Raw genomic sequence first — 17588 nt, 5'->3', positions numbered from 1 at the left:
TTGATCGGGGATTGAGAACGGGGTTCGGGAGCAGGACGCGCGGGAAGCGGGGGTGTTGTGAGTTTTTCGTATGGAGAGGGATGAAACGGGCGTGTGGGCATGATAGGTATGACGACATCGGACGCGGCATAATTTATCGTTGCAGGAGCAGGGCAGTGCTGTTCAGCGAGTAGCCAGCCAGCGGACAAATTACCGGGCCAACGTATGGCCGTGCGCGCAATATCACGCTACGCTGTTTTTTTCGCCGCTTAATGCACAACCCGGATGAATAGTGTTGCGCATGGTGGCCGTAACGGTATAATCCCCAACGTTTTCCGCATCCTCTTCAGTGCCGAAGTGGCGAAATCGGTAGACGCAGTTGATTCAAAATCAACCATCGAAAGATGTGCCGGTTCGAGTCCGGCCTTCGGCACCAAGTATGCAATCAAGTCACCTACGGGTGGCTTTTTTTGTTTCTGGGGTTTGGTAACTGCAGGGACATCCTCGCTTTTCAGTCGCCGTAATCACTTACCTTAAGCCAACCTGATTCTAGCTGCATCAACTAACTGATGTGGGTGTGTCTGCGGGTTGATCTCCGTTCGATTATATTTATACGCACGCGAACCCTCGAAAGGATACTCGACATGACTCTAAGTGGTGTGAAGGTTCGTTCTGAAAGATCTGAAGTAAAAGCCTATAAACTGGCTGATGGCTAAGGCATGGTGTTGCTGGTTCACCCTGGCGGTTCTAAATACTGACGGCTTCGTTATCGCTTTGGTGGCAAAGAGAAGATGCTGGAGTTGGGAAAATATCCTGAAGTTTCGCTGGCTGATGCCAGAGCGCGCCGGGATGAAGCGCGTAAGCTGTTAGCAAACAGCGTCGATCCCAGTGAGAACAAGGAAGCCCTTAAGGTAGAGCTGGAGCAAGAGGCAATAACGTTTGAAGTGGTCGCCAGAGACTGGCATGCCAGCAATCAGAAGTGGTCGGCATCGCATAGTGCTCGTGTATTGAAAAGCCTGGAAGATAATCTCTTTACTGCTATCGGTAAGCGGAACATGGCAGAACTGAAAACGCGAGACCTACTTGAACCCATCAAAGCAGTCGAGTCATCCGGACCCTTGAAGTCGCCGCCCGTTTACAGCAGCGTACTACCGCGATTATGCGCTTTGCTGTGCAGAGTGGCTTAATCGATTACAACCCCGCGCAGGAGATTGCCGGTGCGGTTGCTACGGCGAAAAGACAGCATCGTGCTGCATTAGAACTTAACCGTATTCCTGAATTACTTCATCGCATTGATCATTATTCCGGCAGACCGTTAACCAGGTTGGCCGTGGTACTCACTTTGTTAGTTTTCATCCGTTCAAGCGAGCTACATTTTGCCCGCTGGTCAGAAGTAGATTTTGAAACGGCCATGTGGACGATTCCGGGAGAACGTGAGCCACTTGAAGGTGTTAAGCATTCTCAACGTGGTTCAAAGATGCGGACTCCACATCTTGTTCCCTTGTCGCGTCAGGCCTTAGCTATTTTGGAAAAGATCAAAAGCATGAATGGGAACCGAGAGCTGATCTTCGTTGGCGATCACGATCCGCGTAAACCGATGAGTGAGAACACGGTGAACAAGGCTCTACGAGTAATGGGTTATGACACAAAAAAAGAAGTATGTGGGCATGTTTTCAGGACGATGGCTTGTAGCTCATTGATTAAGTAGGGTCTATGGTCCTATGGTCGAGGGATGCAGTAGAGCGGCAGATGAGCCATATGGAGCGTAACTCTGTACGTGTGGCTTATATTCATAAGGCCGAGCATCTGGGAGAGCGCAGGCTAATGCTGCAATGGTGAGCTGATTATCTCGACGCGATTTGTGAGAAGGGGGTTAGTCCGTTTTATTTTGCTAAATTAAATATGGGCTGATTAAAAAGATTTTCTATAAGAAATGCATTGGACATGCATTATTTTTTACTAATTTACTAATTTACTAATTTACTAATTTACTGATTTACTAATTTACTAATTTACTAATTTACTGATTTACTGATTTACTGATTTACTGATTTACTGATTTACTGATTTACTGATTTACTGATTTACTGATTTACTGATTTACTGATTTACTGATTTACTGATTTACTGATTTACTGATTTACTGATTTACTGATTTACTGATTTACTGATTTACTGATTTACTGATTTACTGATTTACTGATTTACTGATTTACTGATTTACTGATTTACTGATTTACTGATTTACTGATTTACTGATTTACTGATTTACTGATTTACTGATTTACTGATTTACTGATTTACTGATTTACTGATTTACTGATTTACTGATTTACTGATTTACTGATTTACTGATTTACTGATTTACTGATTTACTGATTTACTGATTTACTGATTTACTGATTTACTAATTTACTAATTTACTAATTTACTGATTTACTAATTTACTAATTTACTAATTTACTAATTTACTAATTTACTAATTTACTAATTTAATAATTTAATAATTTACTAATTTACTAATTTGCTAATTTGCTAATTTGCTAATTTGCTAATTTGCTAATTTACTAATTTACTAATTTACTAATTTACTATTTTCAGACACACAACTTAGCCCAGACAGTTGTAAATATCCCGCATAACGGGGTCATTAACTTTTATCGAGTTTATGATGCAGTACCTTTAAGAAAAGAACACTCAGCATAAGTGTGGCATGAATTATGCTGAGGGAGGAACATCCGCCACGTCACGTCACGTCACGTCACGTCACGTCACGTCACGACATCAACAACATCTTTGCCACTTAAGAAATCATTCGTTCGCGCAAAGATAAACTGCTTTAAAAACTGATCAATGCGAATATTTAGCTTAAACAGAGGTAAGGTTACGCCATCTTGCTTTTCAAAATAGACTTTGGCTTTCGCTTTGTCTACGGAATCTTTTAATGCGTCAAAGCGACCAAACTCGTTGAGATTCTTATCATTAACACTATCAGCCATTAATGCGATGAGTAGTCCTTTCTCTAAACCAAGAGCATTAACAACTGCGTTTAATTGCGCATTTTCAGCGTTATCTTTGTAGGTGTTGATGTAGTCTCTGAAAGTATGGCCTTCAATTAACTGCGCATCGCCGCGCTGCAAGTCGTGCAAGAAGAGTTTTGCGTACTTTTGTTCGTTTTGGGTGAGCGATGCAAACGACTTGTGCAGCTCATTTAATGTGGTTTCAATGCTCGCAGAGTCCTGGTGTATGTTCAGCTCTTTTAAAAATTTATCAAAGCGGCTGTTCATATAGTCGGCATCGATTTTGCCAGTATCTACTTCAGTTAAATAACCATTGATATCAAAAGGCACATTGTCGCCACCTTCGCCACCACCATCACTTTTGCCTGCCAACTCTTTGTAACGCAGGACCAGGCTCAGATAAGTTTGTTCGTCTATGGCCAGCGTTACCTCGTGTTCTACATCATTTTCAGTAAAGAAATAGGCTGACTGTTCCCAATGCAGACCTTGTACTTTAGCCGCTTCCAGGTGCTGGCTAAAGGTATTAAATAATTTGGCAAATTGGGCACAGGCTTCTATATCGTCTGGCAGCTTTTCAAAATTATCAACACCGGCATTGATAAACAGCTCTGTAATGTCAGTCACTAATTCATTCATGGCTTTAAGATTGCTTTCTAACCTATCAACAAATAAGCCAATAGGTCTGTCGCCGGAATACAGTTTTACCGCATCGATAATGTGCTTCTCCATGGTGTGCGGATAGCGGTAATAACGGATGATGCCGTGGGGTTTGTCGGGGCCAAATAAACGATTGGTGCGTGAGAACGCTTGAATAATGTTTTGGTATCTAATCACTTTGTCTAAATACAAAGTGTTAAGCCATTTAGAGTCAAAGCCAGTGAGCATTTGATCTACAACAATCAATAAATCTAATTGCTTCGAAGGCTCGGTATGAATGCGCTCGTAGGGCTTTTTATGGGCAAGGCGTGCCGCCAAATCTTTTTTGAAGGCCGCATGGCGGGCAAAATCAAAATCTTGACCGTAACGCGCGTTATAGTCGGCCATAATTTCTTCCAGACCATCGCCTTTAAAGGTGGGGTCACGGTCGCCACTACCGTCATTATCAATGTTCGGGTCAAACAGGGCTGAAACTTTAAGTTCAGGTTTGGCGGCTTTTAAACGACGATAATAATCAATGGCTTCAGCAATGCTGTTAGTGGCCAAAATGGCGTGAAATTTATTGCCTTGGCTGAGCACATCCCATTTATGCAGAATATCTTCCACCACTTTGGCTTGGTGAGCTTCGCTTAAATATTGGCTTTTAGGAACATAGTCTTCAATGCCTTTGTGGTACTTGCCTGTGGCGTCTTTATGGCCAGCCATAGGTACATCTTTCATAAAGTGGTTAAATTTTTTCTTTTTGGCTGGGTTATCCATGGCCTCCATCACCGTGTTGGCTTTGGCTTGCTCTAACGCTACCGCTTGTCTTAGATCACTGTCTCTAAAAGTTGGAACTTTGTAAGGGTCGAAGCCCAGCACGTTGCCATCGCGTATGCCATCGGCGATGCTATAGCGGTGTAGCTCGTTGCCAAATACGGTACTGGTGGTATTGCCGTTTTTTTCGTTGTCTTCTTGAATTGGTGTACCAGTAAAGCCAAAAAACAAGGCGCGCGGAAAGGTACATTTAATAATAATCAGCATGCCGCCAAAGGTAGAACGGTGCGCCTCATCGACAATAAACACCAAACGCTTAGCGCGAATTTTTTCAATATCCGCAGAGTTCGTGGCCGCGCCTTCATCGTCTACCGCTTCAAAAATATTACTCATCTTTTGAATAGAGCTAACAATTAAGGTATCGGCGGGGGCAGTGCTTTTTAATTTGGTAATCAGTACGTGAGTATTTTCAGTGGCTTGAACGTCTTCGCCATCGCCAGCAAAGTTGCGGTATTCCGCGAGCGACTGGGTGCCCAGCTCAATCCTGTCCATTAAAAAAATCACTTTATCGGCATCTTTGGATTGTGCAATCAACTGCGCCGATTTAAAGCTGGTCATGGTTTTACCCGAACCTGTGGTATGCCATACGTAACCCCCGAGGCGATCGGGATTATTGGCCGCGCTACCCAGTTGTTGCCAGTTGGTTTTGGCCACTTTGTCAGATATCGCATTAGCAGCGTAATACTGATAACTTCGCATTACCTTAAGCACGCCGTCGGTATCGTCGGCGACGGTATAAAAGCCAATCAACTGGTGCGCCATAGGGATGGAAAGCAAGGTAGAGGCGATGTCTTTCCAGTGGTTCATGGGTTCGTTATTAAAATCGGCCCAGTTAAATTGATAGTCGGGGTTAAACTTGCCGTCGAGCCCAGGATTGGCAAAGTATTTTGTCTCATTAGGTTCCATTGCCACATAGACCTGGATAAGCGAAAGTAAGCCGCTAAATACACCCTCTTTGCTGTACTTCTCAATTTGGTTCACTGCCTGGCTAACCGGAATGCCGCTGCGCTTTAGCTCTACATGGATCACCGGCATACCGTTAATCAGTAGCAGCACATCACCGCGTCTGTCGTTACGCAAAGGGCTACTGCGTTCAAATTTAGGCTGCTGCACTATTTGGTAACGGCTTTGGCCAGCGGCAATTTCCTGGCGATCATATATTTTTAAGCTGACTTCTTTGCCTATATGCAAGGTATCGGCTGGGTTATCGCGCTTAATCGCCACGGTTTTACCGTTAATTAAACCGTTGAGTTTGAGCGGGGTTTTAAGCTCTTTGATTTGCTCAATAATTTGCTGCATTTCAGTCGCGGTAAGCGGGACATCGTTTAAACGATCCCGCTGGCGATTGTTTTCAAACAAAATGTTTGCCCAGTTTTGCAGTAAATCCGCTTCGGTTTTGTTTTTGAGTATCTCTGTTTCCCAGCCTTTATGGGTCAGTACTTCAATAAAGGCCTGCTCAAATTTCGCTTCGGTTTTAAAGGTAATCATGATGGCGCTCCCTGTTAGACAAACATTTTACTTAAGCAGGCCTGCTTGATATTGTTAAGTTTGGCGATTTGTTGTTGGTGCTGGTTGATCAGGTTGTCGAGTTTCTGGAAAAAGCTACCGATGGCAGTTTGTTCCTCTAAGCTAGGCATAAGAATTTTCATGCGCCCAAGTTGCTTACCTGAAATTTCTAAAAAAGTGGAGCCAGATGCATGTTTAAGCGCAAACTCTTTGATTTGTTTGCCGGCTGAATAGATGAAATAGGGTGAAAATCCTTCTTTAACAATAAATGATTGAAAACCTTGATTAGTTGCACCAGGTTTAGCAAGAATTGCCATGTCGCCTATGCCTGCTCTACTAGTAAAGAGAATCGTATTACCAGCGGGAAGTATCTTTGCAGAAGAACTTTTCAGACCTAGAGCGGTAATTTTTTTCTGACTACCTCCAGCATATACATTGTTTCCAATTTCAGTAGGTGAATACCAATCAATATCACCGTCCCAAAATTCAGAAATTGACGTGCTGGGTGTACCGCCCCCTATAATTTCAGCGACATCAGTACCTAGCCCTTTCTCCTCCCACTTCTCACTAAACCCCTTAAAGCGGATTTCTGGTATAGTTTCGCCTTGTTTGGGGAACATTTTTTCCAGCATGGCTTTTTTGAAGTTGCTGAGTTTATCATGCTTTTGTTGGTGTTGGTTGATAAGCGAGTCGAGTTTCTGGAAGTAGTTGCCGATGGCGGTTTGTTCTTCATTTGTAGGAATTGCTACGACCTGACTTTTAACAATATCGGAATTAAGGTTAACCTGGCTTCCGGGCTGGCCAAATTGTTGCCACTTTGCTTCAAAGGATTTTAACCATTGATACATAAACTCAAGTTCAAAAAGTGGTTTTTTGAATATTAAGAAACCATCGTGAACTCCTGTTTCAACATAGTTAACTACAGGTTTACCAACACTCGCTGCTATGCTTAACAGCAGATGTTTCTCATGTAATACACGAGTTTTTTCTTGGCCAAGTTTTGAAATTCTCTGCTCTAAATAATGAATCCTGCCATCTTGCTCGGTCACATCTCTAATACGTAACCAACCAACACTTGATTGACTATCGAACCATTTAGGATCTTCAATCGGGCGAGGACTGGCGCCACGAACAATTTCAGCTAATTCACCTAATACCTTCTCCTCCCATTCCCCGCTAAACACTTCAAAGCGAATCTCTGGAGTATTGCTATTCACACTCATCTTATTCGCCCTTTAGTAAGCTGGTGAGTTCAGTCAAGCCCTGCATATCAAACTCATTACCTGTGAGCTCGCCCATAATATCCGCCAGTTCTTGCTCTGTGGTTTTTATCTCATTTGCCACTTGCGAATAGGTGACGGCATATTTATCAGCAAGGGCTTGTATCTGGCTGGTAAGCTGGCTAATCACGGCGGTTGGCATGGCTGCGAGTTCGGTGCTTAATGGCGCAATCCATTTAAGATGCAGCAGATTATTCACTTGTTCAGTGTTTAAGGCTTCGATAGTTTTTTTGGTTTTTAAGTGCAGGGCAGTGACGGCATCTTTGACCGTTTTTTTCAGGGATTTTTCTTCGTCGATTAATTTGTTTGCACGAATGATTTTGGCTTCATAGCTTTCTTCTGCCAATTTAACTTTGCTGTCTTTTTGTTCTTTCATGAAGGCCTTAGCGGCTTTGCTTAACTCGGTATTGGCAAAGCCGTCTTTGCTCTCTTTTACCGTATCTTGTTCTTTTTCTTCTTCAGTCAGGGATTCTAAAATTTCTTCAAGCGTGCTGGCGATTTCCGCCAAGCGAGTTTCTTTAACTGCCAGAGCCTGTAAGTCATCACTTAAGTAAGTTTGTTGCACTAAATCAAAGGGCAGTATGTGGCCTTTCCAGCCGTCTTGTACTTCGGTGTCTTTACCGTCTTTCTTCTTGATTACGATATTAGGGTCAACTTGTCTGGTGGCGGCAAAGCCTTCGGTTTGCATCATTTCTAAATCGGCGCTGATGATTTGCCATTGGTTGTTTAGAAATTGGTAAGCCTGGTATTTGTCGATTAAGGCAATCGGGGCTAGGCGAGCAAATAGCTCGGTAGTTAATACCGTTTCTTGTTGGTTACGCTGTACGTTTTGCCAGTTTTGTATTAACTGGGTGTTTAGCTGTTCATCAAAGCCATTGAAGGCCTGGCTGTAGGCGCTGATAAACGCTGATACTTGCGGGTGCTCACTGATGCTGGCGTTGACGTCTTGTTTGTCAATGGCCAGCTCACTGTAAGCGGGGGATTTTGGCGTAAACAGAGTACCGCGCAATAGCGGGAAAGCTTGCCAAAAAAGGTGTAGCCCGGCAATTTCGCTGTTGGGAATGCCGCCGAGCATGGTGGCGTGTAAATCCCAGCTTTGCGCCGCTGCAGAAGAATCCACATAGCGCGGTAGATTTAGGTTGTAGCCGTTGTCGCGCAGGGTTTGTTTGCTCACAAGTTGCGAGAACTTGTCGATACTTTCACGGTTAATCACCGCATCAGTAATGCGCTTGATATCACTGGCTTGAAGTTTATTGTTTTTGCCTTCTTTCATAAAGTGCCTAGAGGCATCGACCACCAATACATCAGTGTTTTGGCGTTTTTGCTTGAGTACCAAAATCACCGTAGGAATGCCGGTACCAAAAAAGATATTGGCCGGTAAACCGATAACCGTATCAATGTGATTCTGCTCAATGAGTTGCTTGCGAATTTCACCTTCTTCACCGCCACGGAACAAGACACCATGGGGCAGTACAATAGCCATAATGCCATCGGGTTTTAGGTGGTAGAGGTCGTGCAGCAAAAAAGCAAAATCGGCTTTGGTTTTAGGTGCCAGGCCAAAACGTGAATAGCGTGGATCGCTGTCTTTAAAGCTTGGGTCCCAGTTTTGTGAATAAGGCGGGTTGGACACCACTGCATCGACATGCAGGGTGTAGTATGAGCCTTGAGGATCGCTTTCATCAAAATACGGCCAATCATCTTCCAGGGTGTCGCCATTACGGGTTTTAATGTTGCTGGCCTTAATACCGCGCATGATGAGGTTCATACGGGTTAGGTTGTAGGTGTTGGCTTTTAACTCTTGAGCGTAATAGGTGATGCTGTCTTTGTTTTTAGCATATTTTTCGAACGCCTCACCGATATTGATCAGCAACGAACCCGAGCCGGAAGTGGGGTCGTAAATTTTAATAGTATCTTTGTGTTTTAACTCATGGGCGATGATGTTTGACATGAGTACCGAGACTTCATGAGGCGTGTAAAACTCACCGGCTTTTTTACCAGCATTGGCGGCAAATTTTTCAATCAGGTATTCGTAAATGTAACCCAGGACGTCATACCCTTGATTACTGTTCATGGGGATGCTTTTGATCAGGTGCAGTAGATCGCTGATGGCTTTGGTGCGTTTGCCAGCACTTTCACCCAGTTTGCTTAAACCTGTTTCTAAGGTGGTAAAAATGCCTTCAAACAGTTTTTTGTATGTTGGCGAAATCAAACGGCTAAAGGCGGAGAGCGCATCACGCACGTTAGATTCAGCAAATTCGGATGTTGGATCAATCCATGTAGAAAACAGATTATCGTAGGCTATAAAGTAGCCCAGGTTGTCTTGCACGTATTTAACGGTGTCGGCGTCTTCTTCATTGAGGGCTTTGATGTCTTCGGGCGTCATACCCTGTCTGGTGACAAACTGCACCAGCTGGTCGCTTAGGTATTTGTAGAAGATGAAACCGAGTATGTAATCTTTGTATTCGTTGGCTTCAATTTTAGAACGCATCTGGTTGGCTGATTCCCAGATTTTTGCCGCAAGCTGCTGTTTATTCACTATAAGTCCTGTTTAAATCGATTCTTTTTTGAAAAGGCTACTCTAGGGTTTGATTGTACGTTTGATAAAAGCTTCTTGCTAGTAGCAAGGCTTTCGAGTCTGGGCTAGTGAGGTGCATGCAGTGTCAATTCATGTTAGGGAAAGTCATCTTCAGCTTCTATGTTTTGGACTTGCCCACATCATTCTCTCCCCACGCTTTGCTGTTATCTGGTATGGCACAACCCATAATTTTAAAGTTTCTGAAAAAGCAAAGTGCCGCTGTATCGGTTGGTTAAAGTCATCGTGCGCAGGGTAGATCAGGTACATTTCACCAGTTCCATCAAGATATTTTTGGCCGTAGGCAAACATTTGATAGAAGTCGGCTTGTGCTAGTCCGTAGAGTGATTTTTTTTGCTGGCTGCTATTCACCAGCTTCCATTTTGTATCCATCACCATTTTGGTTTGAACCGGCTGGCGCGATTGAATCAACAAATCTGGGCGAAGTTTAAAGCATTCGTTAAGCCCATGCTTCACAAGGGAATAAGTGGCAGCCTGTGGTTTAACTTTAAGGTGAGGAGGAAGTTCGTAGGGGAGGGTTTGTGCAACAAAGGATTCAAATAGCGCTTCCATAGGGAATAGGAGTGAAATTGCATTGGTGTTTCCTTGCAAGGTACTCGGACTCATTCCTGTCAGGATCAACTGCGCCCAGGCCATTGGCTCGCTGTAATGAGCCATACCACGCTCGAGGCGTAGGCTGTTTATATCGCTTTCAATATCCCGACTCAGTGGAATACCGTCGAAAGCAAAGCGCAGTTCGTAAAGCCAGCGTTGATTCTCAGATGAAAGCTTCAGGCTAAGTAGCTTATCTAGCGCGGAGTGTAAGAGCCGATTGGCTGAACAATCCGGCATGTAGTCATCATAATCGACACAAAATTTATGACGATTCACCACGTTATGCCGCAACTGCGCGGAAAGCATCAGCTTGCCCTTCATAAAAGACAGATTACCTTGCTTGCTCACATAGTCTGATCGTAAACCTTGTTTAAGCAATTGGCTGACGCTTTGCAAAAACTGGCTGATAAAAATCTCGAGCAAAGGCATGCGCTGTGCTTGAAGAATGGCCTGCTGGGTTTGAATATGTCGAAACCCTGGTAGATGGCTTAGCATCGTAAGCAATATTTCTCGCGCACTCGCAGCTGTGAGGTTTTTGCCAACCTTGGGTAGTATCTCAAGTTGGAAACCGTGAGGTGTTGAAAGCATCCCCGCGTAGTTTTGCACCTGAAGCAATTTAAAACCTGAGCGGGAGGTGAGTTTTAGAAACTGGCTTCCTTGAATACTTGTTAGGCTAAGTTCTTCTAAATAATCAAAGACCTGTTGAGGGACCAGCTTTGCACCAACTGAAGCCGCTTTCCCACCCCCTAGCAGGTCATATTCAAAAACAGAGATCACTTCACCCATGGTTTAAAGCCTGCTCATCAAGAGTGGTCTGCTGTGGCTGATAAATAGCGCGGTAAGCCTGTGGCATATTCCAGATCTCTTCATCAAATGCTTCGAGCTCGTAAGCTGTTGATTGCTGATCATGGCGTCGTAAAGAATGATTGTTACCAAAAAGCGTATCCAGATCGTCGGTTTTCTCAATCACGAATTGCAGGCTGTCGTCTTGTTTCTGGTTGTCTGCCAGCACCAGCCTGATCTTGTTCCAGTCATCGAAAAAGTATTCCTGTAACAGCGGAATGATCTTATTCTGGAATGCGATCTTCAATTGTTTAAACGCAGCTTCTTCATCACCGGCATCGAGTGCATTTTTTACCGGCATAAAGAACGCATGCCCTAGCGTATGTTCACGATCGTAAAGTGCTTCGATGCGGCTGTTGAGTTTCTCTAACAACGACTCGAGTTCTATGCCTTTCACCTTACTTCCACTCAGCAAAGAGAGATCAGGCATCATCTCGATAAAGTCAAAGCGACGGCGCAAAGCCGTGTCCATCAGAGCTAAAGAACGATCCGCAGTGTTCATGGCTCCGATGATGTCGACATTGCCAGGTACACTGAAGTGATCACCGCTATAAGACAGTTGCAGGCTCATTGCATTGGACATACCTGCACGCTTGTCTACTTCAATGAGCGAAATCAGCTCGCCAAAGATCTTGGAGATGTTGCCGCGATTGATCTCATCAATGAAAATGGCGTAGCGATGTGCTGGATCGGCATTGGCACGCTGACACAGACGCATAAAGATACCCGGCTCAATAGGGTAAGAGATATTGCCACTCTCATCAGAGCGAGCGCGGATACCCTCAATAAATTCTTCATAGCCGTAAGATTGGTGGAAAGTAACCACCGCAAATCTCTGGATGGATTCGGCAGATTTAGGGCCGCTTTTAAGTTCGGCGTAGAGTTCTACCAAATCCTCCACTTGCTCGAGCTGTGAATCAACTAGCAACCATTCGCTATTATCTGTTTTGTTAAATACGGTAGGTTCACGACGATTCTTATAATCAACGGTTAACGACTCGGGAACGGTATAGGATTGCAAAGCAGCCCAGGCAGTATTCGATAAATTGCCATTACGACCATTTAATAATGCCTTACGTTGAAACCACGTATGCTCAATAATTTGGCGAACTTTTGCTCGTTTACAAAGATCGAGCAGTACCAGGGTTATGACTTGCATCCAGTTCAACGATTCAAGGCGAGAATCCAGCCAGGCATCACGATCGGCCGGTACAGCATGAGAAGTGTACTCTTTCATCCTTTGCTGCAACGTTAAGGTCTTCCCAGTTCCTGGTGGACCAAAGTAAATCACGTTAGTTGGTGAGTGTGAGAGGGGCTTAATTTCGGTGAGCTCACTACTGGTTGTTAATGTGATGCTGGATAGTCTCTCCTGTTTCTGCTCATTATCGCGCTCGCGTAATAATTCATAGAGATGCCAAATAGCCATATTCACGTAATAGGGATCTGCATTGGGAGAATGTGCGTGTATGGCTTGCTTCAATTCATGGTTTTTCTGCAACCAATTACCGTTCAGAGCCAAACCGAGGTGGAATTTCTTATTCAGAAAATCTGCCGCTTTAGTAAACGCATTCTCATCTACTGTACTGGTGCAGGTTCCTGGCGAAAACGCGGCAAAGACACGATTTCTCAAACTCCAATACATACGCTTCAGAAGCCCTGTATCTTTGGCCTGCTTTAGAGCATCGCCAACATATTGGTAGGTCGCTACATCCGGTTGCTGACGAATACGCTCGGTTAGTTCTCTAAGCAATGGAAGGCTCTGCTGATATTCCGCTAAAGACGGAACACCCTGGCTAATACTGGCAATACCGTTGCCACGTTCATACCAAAGCCGTTTGACCAAATCATCCGTTCCAGGCTTAGTAAAAGTTGAGGTTTGCTGTAGCAAGGTCGTAAATTCGCGGTATCGCTGATCCCACTTAGAAGCTGCGTAATCTTTATCTTTCGCCAGGGTACCAATTAATTCACTGATCGTCAGCTTGCCTGCTTCGACACTATCTACAAGAGTCATCATGACTTTTCCTCTGCTGTGACATTGCTTATTCTTTGACTAAGATGATGCGTTCTAACTGCATTGTATTAATCCCTGGGGCGGGCTTGCATACCTCCCTAAGACTTTTTCTCGATAAGGTATATGGATTTGTAGTATTCCTTTCGCTGCGGGAAGGTCGGTATTTCTTCCCCTCTCGAATCCCTTACAGCATCTCATGACCACTAGGCGTTGCCAAACTCCTGCTGATACCCTTCTTCTTTCACAGCCCTATTCTGTAAATAATCCTCAGTATCACGCCCCCATTCCCTGATCAAAACGAATCTTCAATATCTGACCACATTTATCATCGGGATGAATGGGGTTCATTTAATCTGTGAGGCTTATGGCACAGGATACACTGAAATAGTTATCCAGCTTTACATCGAAATGCTGAATCCCTTATGCCTCTCAGGCCTTAAACACCTGCGTCTGATGCCACTCAATAAACTGATCAGCAGGCCACAGCATTTTATCTTTAGGCAGATGAAGTCTTTGCCCCTCAAGTGACCAGAAAAGCTGCTCCACCATCGGACTACGGTTGATTCCACCTGATATCTGAATCCTGAGATCTTCATCAATGCCGATGGCACCCTTGTCGAATGCAGAGTGGTGTACGGAGCAGAGCGCCAGCCCGTTATTAACTTCACAAGGTCCGCCATATTGCTTCCAGCGTATATGCGCAGCCTCGAGTCCGACTAGCGCGCCATCCAGTCGCAGGTCATATCCGCAAATGGCACATTGAGAGTGATAAGCCCGCAATATCAAATCGCGAAAACGTGGATCGCGTGCTCTCATCAGCGTAATTAAATCAAAACCCAACAGTTCGGCCAGCTTTATCTGCAGGCTTTCCGGAAAGCGATCAGTCAGAATCTGCTGTGCCAGTTTATCGATTAAGGCTGGATTTTTTTGCAGAGTCTGGTAACTCTCCTCATCAAACCCACCGGCAACCTGATTCTCAATTAATTCTCGTTTTGTCGGCTGGATGTTGCCTTTACGTGGTTTGCAACTCTCGCTGTTTTCCAGCGTCCAGAACCCATCAGTCCTTAAGCGCCAGAAAGGCATATTCGGGTAGTAATCCCGTCTTTTAGGACCAAACTCGATCAGTAATCGGGTTAACGGTTCGTGAATTTCATTGCCGTAATCAAATAGTCGGGAATGACCTTTCCTGTATTGAGATAAGACGTAGAGGAGCAAAAGAGGCTTGTGCGGTGCACATTGGTCACCTTTGCGCCATACAGCGACATCGGAAATAGCGGCTTGTAGCGTTTTACCTGAGGTCATAATCGAGGGTAAGCAGTGAAAAATTATTGCGATCATGCTCTTAAAAACGAGGATGTTCAATGGGCGTACCTCAGTCACTCAGCGTGCTGCATATGTTTTCAACCGTACCGGGTTTGGGTATAAGTCAGGTACCTGATCCGCGAACGCTGGAGCGCGCATCCATCTCAAAATTCAATCGGCCAGATAAGGTTGGGGTGCCGCCAGACGCGGCGTTAGTCAAAGTGTCTGAGCTAAAGCACAAGTTCAGAATGTGCCCGAATAAATGAACATCCACAGCCGGACGTCATCATAGCGGCTGGCCGATAAAGACAAGCCTGTCAGAATACAGGCACGACGTTGCGTCAGACTCTTTGTCTGACACCTTACTTTTATTACTTACCGCTACTGGCCTGTCGCAGGCCCATCCGCCACAGTTTCCTGAACCGGCTACCATGAAAGTTTACTGTAAATATTATTGGTTCGAATGACATGCCCTTGCTTAATTTCGAAATATGATAATCAGCATAATCACTCCTCGATCTTTCCCTGAAAAATCATTTACACAAACGCTCTTATATGGAGTGTTTGTCTCGGGTAAAGATAATGAAAGTAACATTGCCTTCAGAATGTTAAACAAAAGCGATATAATTATAACAATCTTATAATAATCATTGTAAATCTTTACCCCTTTTGTCCTCATTAATTTTCCAATGGGTCTGACTTCCACTATAAAGGTTGGAAAATCGCCTGTAGCATTATCAATCAACTAGCCTGAATAAGGGATGATTATGGCTTTACATGGAAAGTTTGTAATTAATGATGCTTACTACTCACCCTTATTCTTTCCGGGCGTGGGAACGTTCTTAGCGTTCTCTGGCAATGGCGCTTACCGCAATCGTGGAGCCTGTGGAATGATTTCCGGAGAGGGGCCTGTACCAGCAGGTAAATACTGGATTGTTGATCGCCCTCAGGGAGGGCTCAAATCACAATTAAATGCCGGTGTCAGGGATATTTATAACCACTTTGCCAGCGGCGCTACGTTCAGGCATTCCGAATGGTTCGCAATATGGCGGGATGATTGGACGATCGATGATTACACATGGGTAGAGAACGTCAAGCGAGGTAACTTTCGTTTGCATCCGGGCGCACTATCCGAAGGATGTATTACGCTTCCGCATGACTCTGATTATGCCATGTTACGTAACGCATTACTGAGAACGCAAAAGATAGCGGTTCCTTGTATGAAGCAACTAATGGCCTACGGAACGATTGAGGTAATTGCCAATGGCAAAACATGCCCTTAATCTTTTTATCAAAATAGCGCTGTTTAATGCAATTATGCTGATCGTGGCTAAAGTTGTTCCCTATGATGGTTTAGTTGATGCAATTACGGCATTATTTGATTTTCAAAGCGCAGAGAGGTTTACCCATTTCATTCTGGGTGAGCCTGATCCGGAGCCCTGGGAAGCGTTACAGTTTTACTTTAGTCTCTTAATAAACACACTGATCGGTGTTCCTGTCATGAGCGCGGCTCTCACTGTTTTCAAGAGCATCAGGCATAAAACCAGATCGGTTTTCCTGGTTAAAGAGTGGGCTTTTTCAACATTACGCCGATTAGCAAAGATATTCGCGTTCACATTTATTTTTTGGATACTGTTCCGCTGCCTGCCTTATCACGTTTTTTTACCAGATGAAGAGATGTTTTCAGCATTTACTCTGGCGACGTTGGTAGTCTTAAACCTGCTATTGACGATTGCCTGCTACAGCTTAATTAAAAAGAAAATGACATTCAAAAGGAGTTTGTAAAATGCCTGTTCCCGCGTATATGTGGCTCAAAGATGACGGCGGTGCTGACATCAAAGGTTCAGTTGATGTTCAGGAACGTGAAGGAAGTATTGAAATTGTCGGTTTTAGTCATGGCCTGAACATTCCGGTAGACAGTGCTAACGGTAAAATTACCGGTAAGCGCTCGCACTCGCCAATGATGATTGAAAAAGAATTCGATAGTGCCAGCCCTTATCTTTACAAGGCTGTCGCAACAGGACAGACGCTGAAAAGCGCCGAAATTCGCTGGTATCGGATTAATTATGCGGGACAGGAAGAGTGCTATTTTATTATGACCATTGAGGGCGTAAAAATTACTGGCATCAATCCGGGAATGCCAAATACCAAAATGACCGGTAATTTACAGGTTAACCATATGGAATCTGTTTCCCTGATGTACGACAAAATCACCTGGCGTTATGTTGATGGCAATGTGCAGTACACAGATGACTGGAATGTACGGACCTGAAGAATGTTGATTACAGATGATTAAGCTCACTTTTAGCGCTGAAGTATCCGGCAAGACTTGAAGGGTTGTAATGAGACGTTCAATTACAACCTCTCAGAACCAGAACAAGCATTAACGATTGTTTTACCCGTCAACTCTCTGGATTACCTAAAAAATCTTTCGCACAGGCTTATAGGAATTTTGTAACGTATACGCCACAAGTACCAAACGGAACCTGGTTTTATGTAGGGTATCCAACCATAACGTCTCAGAATACTGTTTGTTATTTTCTGTGAAACCATGGCAGAACACTTATGGCTCATTAGGTTATTTCAATCACATAACGAAATGCAATGGGAAATTATGGTGGATGAAATTAATTTCCGCATTATCCAGAACTAATAGCGGATTTTAATCATTCAATAATGAGAAATTGAAACGATTAATCATATCCGAGGCTGAGCTGGATATGTAATTGGATGTGTGAGAAGTCGAAGAACTGATGGATGAGTTTTTCAGCGAGTATTCATTTTCAACTGCCTGTCTGGAGCAATAATAGTGTTTCTGGCAGGGCCAGTACCCGTTACAAAAGCATGTCTGGTCGTGTTCTCTGACACTTCGTATGTCGATTGAATCAGCTCCAGAGGGTTGTAGGCGGTTTAGCTAATTTCGTTATCCCGAAATTCCTATGCTCATTTGCATCCTAAACGCTGATCTCTCAACCGTAGCGCTTTTA

At 44.1% G+C, this 17588-nt stretch carries 9 protein-coding genes, 1 tRNA gene and 1 pseudogene; 5 read left to right on the top strand and 6 right to left on the bottom strand.

All coding sequences use genetic code 11. The features are described from left to right. Window positions 1–330 precede the first annotated feature (330 nt). Together LZU96_RS17600 and LZU96_RS17595 are read left to right on the top strand one after the other, a co-directional pair. Window positions 331–415 (top strand) — tRNA-Leu (locus tag LZU96_RS17600). Between the two features lie 208 nt (window positions 416–623). Next, a pseudogene (locus tag LZU96_RS17595) lies at window positions 624–1890 on the top strand (tyrosine-type recombinase/integrase). A gap of 860 nt (window positions 1891–2750) precedes the next feature. Here the strand turns inward: LZU96_RS17595 and LZU96_RS17590 are convergent. The 6 genes from LZU96_RS17590 to LZU96_RS17565 all read right to left on the bottom strand — a co-directional run bounded on the left by LZU96_RS17590 (window position 2751) and on the right by LZU96_RS17565 (window position 14601). Continuing rightward, complete coding sequence (locus LZU96_RS17590) at window positions 2751–5960, bottom strand: type I restriction endonuclease subunit R, EcoR124 family (RefSeq protein WP_233985410.1); 3210 nt, start codon at window positions 5958–5960, stop codon at window positions 2751–2753. 14 nt (window positions 5961–5974) lie between these two features. Next, on the bottom strand, window positions 5975–7201 hold the full coding sequence (locus LZU96_RS17585) for a restriction endonuclease subunit S (protein ID WP_233985409.1): 1227 nt from the start codon (window positions 7199–7201) through the stop codon (window positions 5975–5977). Between the two features lies 1 nt (window position 7202). Then, window positions 7203–9794, bottom strand: coding sequence for a type I restriction-modification system subunit M (locus LZU96_RS17580; RefSeq protein WP_233985408.1), 2592 nt, complete (start codon window positions 9792–9794; stop codon window positions 7203–7205). A gap of 150 nt (window positions 9795–9944) precedes the next feature. Then, a complete protein-coding gene (locus tag LZU96_RS17575; RefSeq protein WP_233985407.1) occupies window positions 9945–11231 on the bottom strand; it encodes an McrC family protein in 1287 nt (428 codons plus the stop codon). Then, window positions 11224–13299 carry an McrB family protein gene (locus LZU96_RS17570; protein ID WP_233988226.1) on the bottom strand — a complete coding sequence of 692 codons (2076 nt, stop codon included), beginning with the start codon at window positions 13297–13299 and terminating at the stop codon, window positions 11224–11226. The genes LZU96_RS17575 and LZU96_RS17570 overlap by 8 nt, the downstream gene beginning before the upstream one ends. Before the next feature lie 429 nt (window positions 13300–13728). Continuing rightward, the gene (locus LZU96_RS17565; RefSeq protein ID WP_233988225.1) at window positions 13729–14601 is read right to left on the bottom strand and encodes a phosphorothioated DNA-binding restriction endonuclease; all 873 of its coding nucleotides are present in this window, start codon (window positions 14599–14601) and stop codon (window positions 13729–13731) included. Window positions 14602–15368: 767 nt separating this feature from the next. On the opposite strand from LZU96_RS17565, the gene LZU96_RS17555 reads away from it, so the two are divergent. Genes LZU96_RS17555 through LZU96_RS17545 form a run of 3 tightly spaced genes read left to right on the top strand, consistent with a single transcriptional unit; the run spans window position 15369 to window position 16873 of the window. Further along, window positions 15369–15884: a DUF2778 domain-containing protein gene (locus tag LZU96_RS17555; RefSeq protein WP_233985406.1), complete on the top strand. Its 516-nt coding sequence runs from the start codon at window positions 15369–15371 to the stop codon at window positions 15882–15884. Continuing rightward, entirely contained in the window at window positions 15865–16386 is a 522-nt protein-coding gene (locus LZU96_RS17550) for a hypothetical protein (RefSeq protein ID WP_233985405.1), read from the top strand. Before LZU96_RS17555 ends, LZU96_RS17550 begins: the two co-directional genes overlap by 20 nt. Window position 16387: 1 nt before the next feature. Continuing rightward, on the top strand, window positions 16388–16873 hold the full coding sequence (locus tag LZU96_RS17545) for an Hcp family type VI secretion system effector (RefSeq protein WP_233985404.1): 486 nt from the start codon (window positions 16388–16390) through the stop codon (window positions 16871–16873). Window positions 16874–17588 lie beyond the last annotated feature (715 nt).

Source organism: Pantoea agglomerans, from assembly GCF_021397715.1.
GTDB classification, from domain to species: domain Bacteria; phylum Pseudomonadota; class Gammaproteobacteria; order Enterobacterales; family Enterobacteriaceae; genus Pantoea; species Pantoea astica.
Note: the sequence above shows the minus strand (reverse complement) of the source record. Positions and strands in the feature narration are given on the sequence as shown.